The organism is Streptomyces flavofungini (assembly GCF_041028215.1).
Taxonomy (GTDB): Bacteria; Actinomycetota; Actinomycetes; order Streptomycetales; family Streptomycetaceae; genus Streptomyces; species Streptomyces flavofungini_B.
In genome coordinates this window covers 1-10,469 of the sequence record NZ_JASKYR010000264.1, presented here as the reverse complement: position 1 = coordinate 10,469, position 10,469 = coordinate 1, and the positions used below count along the sequence as shown (strand labels likewise).

Below are 10,469 nucleotides of genomic sequence, written 5' to 3'. Positions count from 1 at the left end.
GTGTCACCCTCGCCGCCTGCGACGCGGCCGACCGCGACGCGCTCGCCGCCGTCCTCGCCGATCTCTCCGCCGACGCCCCGCTCACGGCGGTGGTGCACGCCGCCGGGGTCATCGACGACGGCGTCCTCGACGACCTCACCGCCGAGCGGTTCGCCGCCCCGCACCAGGCAAGGACCCTGCCCGCCCGCCACCTGCACGAGCTGACCCGCGGCCTGGACCTGGACGCGTTCGTGCTGTGCTCGTCCGTCGCCGGAGCCGTCGGCACGGCGGGACGCGCCAACCTCGCCGCCGCCACCGCCGTCCTCGACGCCCTCGCCCAGCACCGACGCGGCACGGGCCTGCCCGCCACCTCGGTGGCCTGGGGAGCCTGGATCGGCGACGAGCCCGCAGACCCCGCGGACCGTGCGGAGGGCGAGCCGGAGCGGGCCCCGCGGCGCGTCACCGGTCACCCGGCCGTCCACCCCGACCTGGCGCTGGCCGCGCTGCGGCAGGCCGTCACCCGGCCCGACGCCGTGACCGTCCTGTTCGACCCGCGCCAGCCGCAGGTCCTGGACAACCTGATCGGGATGCGCGGCAACGCCCTGCTGCGCGACCTGCCCGACGCGCGCCAGGCCCTGGCCGACGCGGAGAACAACCGCGACCGGACCAGGACCGCCGCCTCCCGCCTCGCCGGGCGCCTTCGCGACCTGCCCGCCGACGAGCGGACCGGGCTCCTCACCGACCTGGTGCGCACCCACGCGGCGTTCGTCCTCGGCCACCCCGGTCCCGAGGCCGTCGCCGCCGACCGCAACTTCCGCGACCTCGGCTTCGACTCGCTCACCGCGATCGAGCTGCCCAACCGGCTGGCCCTCGCCACCGGACTGCGGATGCCCGCCACCACCGTCTACGACTACCCGACCGCGCAGGCCCTGGCCGAGCACCTCGTCGCCGAACTCCTCGGCGAGCAGGACACCGGACGCCACGACCCGGCCGCCGCGGCCGCCCTGGCCGAGGACCCGGTCGTCATCGTCGGCATGGCCTGCCGTCTGCCCGGCGGGGTCCGCTCCCCGCAGGATCTGTGGACCATGCTCAGCGAGGGCCGCGACGGCATCGAGGCCTTCCCCGAGGACCGCGGCTGGGACCTCGCCACGCTGCGCTCCGGCGGCGCCGACGGCCGGGGCCGCAGCGCCACCCTGCGCGGCGGCTTCCTCGACGGGGCCGCCGAGTTCGACGCCGGATTCTTCGGGATCTCCCCGCGCGAGGCCCTGGCGATGGACCCGCAGCAGCGCCTGCTCCTCGAGACCACCTGGGAGGCGTTCGAGCGCTCGGGCGTCGACCCCGACGCGCTGCGCGGCAGCCGTACGGGCGTCTTCGTCGGCACCAACGGCCAGGACTACTCCACCCTCGTCATGAACTCCCGCGAGGACCTGGAGGGCCACGCCGGTACGGGCCTGGCCGCGAGCGTGGTCTCCGGCCGTCTCGCCTACACCTTCGGCCTCGAGGGCCCGGCGGTCACCGTCGACACCGCCTGCTCGTCGTCCCTGGTCGCCCTGCACTGGGCGATGCAGGCCCTGCGCGCGGGGGAGTGCGACCTGGCCGTCGCGGGCGGCATCACCATGATGAGCACGCCCTCCGCGTTCTCCGGGTTCACCCTGCAGAACGGGCTCGCCACCGACGGCCGCTGCAAGGCCTACGCCGATGCCGCCGACGGCACCGGCTGGTCCGAGGGCGTCGGTCTGATCGTCGTGGAGCGGCTCTCCGACGCCCGCCGCAACGGCCACGAGGTGCTCGCCGTCGTACGGGGTTCGGCCATCAACCAGGACGGCGCCTCCAACGGGCTCACCGCCCCCAACGGCCCCTCCCAGCAGCGCGTCATCCGCCAGGCCCTGGCGAGCGCCGGACTCACCACCGCCGACGTCGACGCCGTCGAGGGCCACGGCACCGGCACCCCGCTCGGCGACCCGATCGAGGCGCAGGCGCTCCTCGCCACCTACGGCAGGGACCGCGACCCCGAGCGGCCGCTGCTGCTCGGCTCCATCAAGTCCAACATCGGCCACACCCAGGCCGCCGCCGGAGTCGCCGGCATCATCAAGACGGTCATGGCGATGCGCCACGGCGTCCTGCCCAAGTCCCTGCACATCGACCAGCCGTCGACGCACGTGGACTGGCAGGCCGGAGCGATCCGGCTGCTCACCGAGGAGGCCGCCTGGCCCGAGACCGGGCGCCCCTGGCGCGCGGGCATCTCCTCCTTCGGCATCAGCGGCACCAACGCGCACACCATCATCGAGCAGGCCCCCGAGGCCGACGAGCCGGTGACCGCGACCGCGCCGGACACCGTCCCGGCCGTCGTGCCGTGGCCGGTGTCCGCCAAGTCCGACGCGGCCCTGGACGACCAGTGCGCGCCCCTCACCGCGCTCACCGACAGCAACCCCCTGGACGTCGGCTTCTCCCTCGTCACCGGGCGCGCCCTGTTCGACCACCGGGCCGTCCTGCTGACCGGACCCGACGGCACCCCCGCCGAGGTCGCCCGCGGCCGGGCCGCCCACCGCACCCTCGCGGTGCTCTTCTCCGGCCAGGGCTCGCAGCGGGCGGCGATGGGCCGCGAACTGTACGCACGCCACCGGGTGTTCGCCGACGCGCTGGACGAGGCCATGGCCCGCCTGGACGCCGGTCTCGCCCGCCCGCTGCGCGAGGTGCTGTTCGCGGACGCGGGCACGGAGGCAGCCGCCCTCCTGGACACCACCGGGTACACCCAGCCCGCGCTGTTCGCGGTCGAGGTGGCGTTGTTCCGCCTGGTGGAGTCCTGGGGTGTGCGGCCCGAGCAGGTGGCGGGTCACTCCATCGGTGAGATCGCGGCCGCGCATGTGGCCGGGGTGTTCTCGCTGGAGGACGCGTGCACGCTGGTGGCCGCCCGCGCCCGGCTGATGCAGGAACTGCCCGCGGGCGGGGCCATGGTGGCCGTCCAGGCGACCGAGGCCGAGGTCGCGCCGCGGCTGACGGAGGGGGTTGCCCTGGCCGCCGTCAACGGGGCCGACTCCGTGGTCCTGTCCGGTGACGAGGACGACGTCCTCGCTCTTGCCGCCGCTTTCACGGCGGAGGGCCGCAAGACCCAGCGTCTGTCGGTCAGCCACGCCTTCCACTCGCCGCTGATGGAGCCGATGCTCGCGGAGTTCCGCCGCGTCGCGGAGGGCCTGGCGTACGCCGAACCGCGCATCCCGGTCGTCTCCAACGTCACCGGCACCCTCGCCGAGCCGGGCCAGCTGACCACTGCCGAGTACTGGGTTGAGCACGTGCGGGGCACCGTCCGCTTCGCCGACGGCGTACGGGCCCTCGCGGAAGCCGGTGCCAACGCCTTCCTGGAGATCGGACCCGGCGGAGTCCTCACCGCCCTCACCCAGCGCGTCCTCGACGCCGACGCGCGCGACGAGGCGGTCGCGGTCCCGGCCCTGCGCAAGGACCGCGACGAGGAGACCGCCCTGCTCACCGCGCTCGCCGGACTGCACGTCGCCGGTGTACGCGTCGACTGGGCCGCCTGGTTCCACGGCACCGGAGCCCGCCGCACCGACCTGCCGACGTACGCCTTCCAGCGCGAGCGCTACTGGCCCCGCCCCGCCGCCCTCACCGGCGACATCAGCACGGCGGGCCTGATCTCCGCCGACCACCCGCTGCTCGGCGCGGCCGTGCCGCTCGCCGACTCCGAGGGAGCCCTGTTCACCAGCCAGGTCTCCTTGCAGGTGCACCCCTGGCTGCTCGACCACAAGGTGGGCGGCACGGTCATCATGCCCGGCACCGGCTACCTGGAGATGGCCATCCGCGCCGCCGACCAGGTCGGCTGCGCCCGCGTCGAGGAACTGATCCTGGCCACCCCGATGGTCCTGGACGAGAAGGTGCCCACCTCCGTCCAGGTCGTCATCGGCGCCCCCGGCGAGGACGGCTCCCGCTCGCTCACCTTCTACTCCCGGCCCTCCGACGCCATCGACGGGCCCTGGACCCGGCACGCCGACGGCGTCCTCGCCGTCGAGGAGCACACCGACCCCTTCGAGGCACCCGTCTGGCCCCCGGCCGACGCCGTGTCCGTGGAGTTCGACGGCGACTACAGCCGCACCGAGTACGGTCCGTCCTTCCACGGACTGCGCCAGGTGTGGGTCCGTGGCGACGAGGCCTTCGCGGAGGTCGCCCTGCCCGAGGACGTCGCCGGTGACGCCCAGTACTTCGGGATGCACCCCGCCCTCCTCGACGCCGTCCAGCACGCCAACGGCCCCTCGGCGTCGGCAGCGCGGACAACCCGCTGCTTCCGTTCGCCTGGGAAGGCGTCTCCCTGCACGCCGGTGGCGCCACCACCCTGCGGGTACGGATCACCCGGCTCGGCGACGAATCGGTCCGCCTGACCGCGGCCGACGCCGAGGGCGCCCCCGTGCTCTCCGCCCGGTCCCTGGTCCTGCGCGCCCCCAGCGTGCCGCGCGCCCCGGTGGCCACCGGCGGCCAGGAGCCGGTCTTCCGCCTCGACTGGACCGCCGCCCCCGAGGTCAAGCCCACCGAGGGCCTGACCGCCGCGGCCCTCGGCGAGGACGTCTTCGGCACCGGCACCACCGTGACCTCCCTCGCCGACCTGACAGGACCCGGCGCGGACGCCTCCGACGCCCCCGACTTCGTCCTCGTCCCCCTCACCGGGACCTACGGCGACACGGCGGACGCCGGTGACCCGTACGCCACCGGAAGCGACGTGCCCGGCGCCGTCCACGCGCTGACCACCCGCACCCTGGACCTGACCCAGCAGTGGCTGGGCGCCCGCGGACTCGACCACACCCGCCTGGTGTTCGTCACCCGGGGCGCGGTCGCCGCCGCCGACACCGAGGACGTCCGCGACCTCGCGGCGGCCGCCGCCTGGGGCCTGGTGCGCTCGGCCCAGTCCGAGAACCCCGACCGGTTCGTCCTGCTGGACCTGGAACCGGACGCGGGGACGGCGGAGACCGCCCTGCGGTCCCTGCTGCCCGACCTGCCGGGGCTGCTCGCGGGCGGTGACGCCCAGTTCGCCGTGCGCGAGGGCACTCCGCTCGTCGGCCGCCTCGACCGGCTCACCACCGCGCCCGGCCTGCTCGCGCCGACCGGCGTGCCCTGGCGCCTGGACACCACGGGCAAGGGCACCCTGGACAACCTCGTCCTCGCCCCCTGCCCCGAGGTCCTCGCACCGCTCGGCGCCCACGAGGTCCGCCTCGACGTGGACGCCACCGGCCTCAACTTCCGCGACGTCCTGAACGCCCTCGGCATGTACCCGGGCGAGTCGGGCCCGATGGGCACCGAGGCCAGCGGCGTGGTCACCGCCGTCGGCGAGGCCGTCACCGGCCTCGCGGTCGGCGACCGCGTCCTCGGCACCGTGCCCGGCGGCTTCGGCCCCGTCGTCGTCGCCGACGAGCACTACCTGGCCCGCGTGCCCGAGGGCTGGACCAAGGAGGAGGCGGCCTCGGTGCCGCTGGTGTTCCTCACCGCTCTGTACGCCTTCCGTGACCTGGCCGCTCTGTCGGCGGGGGAGCGGGTGCTGATCCACGCGGGTGCCGGCGGTGTGGGTATGGCGGCGATCCAGCTGGCCACGCATCTGGGTGCCGAGGTGTTCGCGACGGCCAGTGAGGGCAAGTGGGACACCTTGCGCGAACTGGGCCTGGACGACGATCACATCGCGTCCTCGCGTGATCTGGGCTTCGAGGAGAAGTTCCGTGCGGTCACCGGTGGTCGTGGTGTGGATGTCGTGCTGAACGCGCTCGCGGGCGAGTTCGTCGATGCCTCGCTGCGGATCACCGCGCCGGGCGGCCGGTTCCTGGAGATGGGCAAGACCGACATCCGCGACCCGCGCACCATCGGCGAGGACGTCCGCTACCGCGCCTTCGACCTCGGCGAAGCCGGGCCCGAGCGCAACAAGGGCCTCCTCGGCGAACTCCTGGACCTCTTCGCCCAGGGTGCGCTGCGTCCGCTGCCGGTACGGACCTGGGATGTGCGCCGGGCACGTGAGGCGTTCCGCTTCATGAGCCAGGCCAAGCACATCGGCAAGATCGTGCTCACCATGCCGCCCCGCTGGAACCCCGAGGGCACCGTCCTCATCACCGGTGGCACCGGAGCCCTCGGCGGACACCTCGCCCGCCGCTTCGCCGCCGCGGGAACGCGGCACCTGCTGCTCACCAGCCGCCGCGGCGCGGACGCCCCCGGCGCCGCCGAACTCGCCGCGGACCTGCGCGAGCTGGGCGCCCGGGTCACCGTCGCCGCCTGCGACACCACCGACCGCGACGCCACGGCCGCCCTCATCGCCTCCGTACCGGCCGAGCACCCGCTCACCGCGGTCATCCACACCGCGGGCGTCCTCGACGACGGTGTGATCGCCTCGCTGACGCCCGAACGCCTCGCGGCCGTCCTGCGGCCCAAGGTGGACGCCGCCTGGCACCTGCACGAGCTGACCCGCGACCTCGACCTCGCCGCGTTCCTGCCCTTCTCCTCCATCGCGGGCGTCATGGGCAGCCCCGGCCAGGGCAACTACGCCGCGGCCAACTCCTTCCTCGACGCCCTCACCCGCCACCGCCGGGGCCTCGGCCTCGCGGGCACCTCGCTCGCCTGGGGCCCCTGGGCCCACGACGGCGGCATGACCAGCACCCTGTCCGACACCGACATGCGCCGCATGCAGTCCGGCGGCCTCCCGCCGCTCGCCGTCGAGCAGGGCCTGGAACTGTTCGACATCGCCCGCGGCTCGGACGAGACCTTCCTCGTCCTGGTGGGCCTCGCCCCCGGCGCCATGCGCGGCGCCGCCCCCGAGGACCTGCCGCCGCTGTTCCGGTCCATGGTCCGCAGCGGCCGGCGCACCGCGGCCGCCACCGACGCGGCGGGCGCGGGCGGCGGCGCTCGGCGCCAAGCTCGCCGGACTCGACGCCGCCGACCGCGTCCGGTACGTCACCGACCTGATCCGCGAACAGACCGCCCGGGTGCTCGGCCACGCCTCACCGAAGTCCGTCGACGTCACCCAGGAGTTCCGCGACCTCGGCCTGGACTCGCTGACCGCGCTCGAACTGCGCAACCACCTGTCCACCGCGACCGGGCTGCGCCTCCCGGCCACCCTGGTCTTCGACTACCCGACCCCCACGGCACTCGCCGAACACTTCGTCTCCGAACTGACCGACGACGACGCCCCGCAGGGCCCCTCCCTGCTCGCCGAACTCGACAGGATCGACACGCTCCTCGCGGCGGGCGACCCCGACGAGATCACCCGCGCGGGCCTGGCCCTGCGCCTGGGCCAGATGCTGGACAAGGTGCGCGGCGCCGCACCGGAGCCGACAGGACCCGGTGTCGCCGACGACTTCGAGTCCGCAAGCGCCGACGACGTCCTCGCGTTCATCGACAACGAGCTCGGCCGCCTGGGCGACCGCTGAGACGAGCTTGATCCACCACAGGAAGGTTCCCCCCCGTCATGCCCGATGACAAGAAGCTCGTCGACTACCTCAAGTGGGTCACGGCCGATCTGCACAAGACCCGGCGCCGTCTGGAGGAGACCGAGGCGGAGCGGCGCGAGCCCATCGCCGTCGTCGGCATGGCCTGCCGCCTGCCCGGCGGAGTGAACACGCCGGAGGACTACTGGCGCCTCCTCGACGAGGGCCGCGACGGCATCGCGTCCTTCCCCGACGACCGGGGCTGGGACCTCGACGCCCTCCACGGCGACGGCGCGGGCAGCAGCGCCGCCGCCGAGGGCGGATTCGTCGACGCCGCCGCCTTCGACGCCGGATTCTTCGGCATCTCGCCGCGCGAGGCCGTCGCCATGGACCCCCAGCAGCGCATCCTCCTGGAGACCTCCTGGGAGGCCATGGAGCGGGCGGGCATCGACCCGGTCTCGCTGCGCGGCAGCCGCACCGGCGTCTTCGTCGGCACCGCGGGCGTCGACTACGTCGGCGTCGTGATGAACTCCCGCGAGGACGCCGAGGGCCACGCCACCACCGGCCTCACCGCCAGCGTCGTCTCCGGCCGCCTGTCCTACGCCTTCGACCTCGCGGGCCCCGCCGTCACCGTCGACACCGCCTGCTCGGCGTCCCTGGTCGCCATCCACCTGGCGGCCCAGGCCCTGCGCAACGGCGAGTGCGGCCTCGCGCTCGCTGGTGGCGTCACGGTGATGTCCACGCCCATGGGCTTCTCCGGCTTCACCCGCCAGGGCGGCATCTCCACCAGCGGCCGCTGCAAGGCCTTCGCGGACTCCGCCGACGGCACCGGGTGGGCCGAGGGCGCCGGTGTCCTGGTCCTGGAGCGCCTGTCCGACGCGCGCCGCAACGGCCACCAGGTCCTCGCCGTGGTGCGGGGTTCGGCCATCAACCAGGACGGCGCCTCCAACGGCCTGACCGCGCCCAACGGCCCCTCCCAGCAGCGTGTGATCCGCCAGGCCCTCGCCGGGGCCGGGCTCTCCGCCGCCGACGTGGACGCCGTCGAGGCGCACGGCACCGGCACGCCGCTCGGCGATCCGATCGAGGCGCAGGCGCTGCTTGCCACGTACGGCCAGGACCGGCCCGAGGACCGGCCGCTGCTGCTCGGCTCCGTGAAGTCCAACATCGGCCACTCCCAGGCCGCCGCCGGTGTCGCCGGAGTCATCAAGACCGTCCTGGCGATCCGGCACGGCGTCCTGCCCAAGTCCCTGCACATCGACCGTCCCTCGACGCACGTCGACTGGGAGGCGGGCAACGTCCGCCTGCTCACCGAGGCCACCCCGTGGCCGGAGACCGGGCGGCCGCGCCGTGCCGGTGTCTCCTCCTTCGGCATCAGCGGCACCAACGCCCACCTCGTCATCGAACAGGCACCGGAGAACGAAGGCGCCGAGAGTCCGGAAGCGAGCCCGGCGACGGAGGAGCCCGAGAGCCCCGGTGCGGAGGACTCCGCCGCCACACCCACCGTCGTCCCCTGGACGGTGTCGGCCAAGACCCGCGCCGCCCTGGACGCCCAGATCGCCCGGCTCACCGGCGTCACCGGCGCCACCCCCCTCGACATCGGCCACTCCCTGGCCACCGGACGCGCCACCTTCGAACACCGCGCGGTCCTGCTGGCCGGTACCGAGGGAGAGCCCGTGGAGGCGGCCCGAGGCCGCGCCGTCGAGCGGACCCTCGCCGTCCTCTTCTCCGGCCAGGGCTCGCAGCGGGCCGGGATGGGACGTGAACTGTGCGCCCGCTTCCCGGTGTTCGCGGCGGCGCTCGACGAGGTCCTCTCCCTCCTCGACCCGCAGCTGGACCGCCCGCTGCGTGAGGTGATGTTCGCGGCGGAGGGCACCGACGAGGCGGCCCTGCTCGACACCACCGGATACACCCAGCCCGCGCTGTTCGCCTTCGAGGTGGCGCTGTTCCGCCTGGTCGCCTCGTGGGGCATCGCCCCGGAGTTCGTGGCCGGACACTCCATCGGTGAGATCGCGGCCGCGCATGTGGCCGGGGTGTTCTCGCTTGAGGACGCCTGCACGCTGGTCGGCGCCCGCGCCCGGCTCATGCAGGAGCTGCCCACCGGGGGCGCGATGGCGGCGATCCAGGCCACCGAGGCGGAGATCGCAGGGCGGCTGACCGACGGTCTGTCCCTGGCCGCCGTCAACGGCCCGGACTCCGTCGTCATCGCCGGACCCGCGGCGGAGGTGACCGCCCTGGCGGACGGCTTCGCCGCCGAAGGGCGCAAGACCCAGCGGCTCGCGGTCAGCCACGCCTTCCACTCGGCGCTGATGGAGCCGATGCTCGACGCCTTCCGCGAGGTGGCGAAGGGCCTTTCGTACGCCGAAACCCGTATCCCCGTCGTCTCCAACGTCACCGGCACCCTCGCCGAGCCGGGGCAGCTCCTCGCTCCCGAGTACTGGGTCAACCACGTACGCCGGACCGTGCGCTTCGCCGACGGTGTCCACGCGCTCGCCGCAGCCGGTGCTGACGCCTTCCTGGAGATCGGCCCCGGCGGTGTCCTCACCGCCCTCGCCCAGCAGACCCTCGACAGCCGCGACGGTGCCACGGACACCGTCGCGGCGCCCGCCCTGCGGGCCAAGCGCCCCGAGCAGCACGCCCTGCTGACCGGCCTCGCCCAGCTGCACGTCGCCGGGGTACGCGTGGACTGGGCCGCCTGGTTCCAGGGCACCGGAGCCGGCCGCGCCGACCTGCCCACCTACGCCTGGCAGCACCGCCGCTACTGGCCGCGCCCCCTGGCCCACGCCGCCGACATCCCCGGCGCGGGACTCACCCCGGCCGAGCACCCCCTGCTCGGCGCCGCCGTCTCCCTCGCCGGTGCCGAAGGCGTCCTCCTCACCGGCCGCGTCGGTCTGCGCACGCACCCCTGGCTGGCCGACCACACCATGGGCGGCATGGTGCTCTTCCCCGCCACCGGCTTCCTCGAACTGGCCGTGCGCGCCGGTGACCAGGCCGGATGCGGGCGCGTGCAGGAACTCCTGCTCACCACGCCCCTCGCCCTCGACCCCAAGGGCGCCGTCGCCGTCCAGGTCCGCGTCGGCACCCCCGAGG

At 74.6% G+C, this 10,469-nt stretch carries 3 protein-coding genes and 1 pseudogene; all 4 read left to right on the top strand.

Going from position 1 to position 10,469, the window contains the following annotated elements:
- Window positions 1–4,367: type I polyketide synthase (locus AB8Z36_RS19340; RefSeq protein ID WP_369214589.1), on the top strand; the 4,367-nt coding region annotated here is incomplete at its 5' end.
- A 26-nt stretch (window positions 4,368–4,393) separates the two neighbouring features.
- A pseudogene (locus AB8Z36_RS19335) lies at window positions 4,394–6,532 on the top strand (SDR family NAD(P)-dependent oxidoreductase); the annotation flags it as partial.
- 409 nt (window positions 6,533–6,941) lie between these two features.
- Window positions 6,942–7,385, top strand: a complete 444-nt coding sequence (locus AB8Z36_RS19330) for an acyl carrier protein (protein WP_369214590.1) — start codon at window positions 6,942–6,944, stop codon at window positions 7,383–7,385.
- A 38-nt stretch (window positions 7,386–7,423) separates the two neighbouring features.
- The coding region (locus AB8Z36_RS19325; RefSeq protein ID WP_369214588.1) for a type I polyketide synthase at window positions 7,424–10,469 on the top strand (3,046 nt) is incomplete at its 3' end.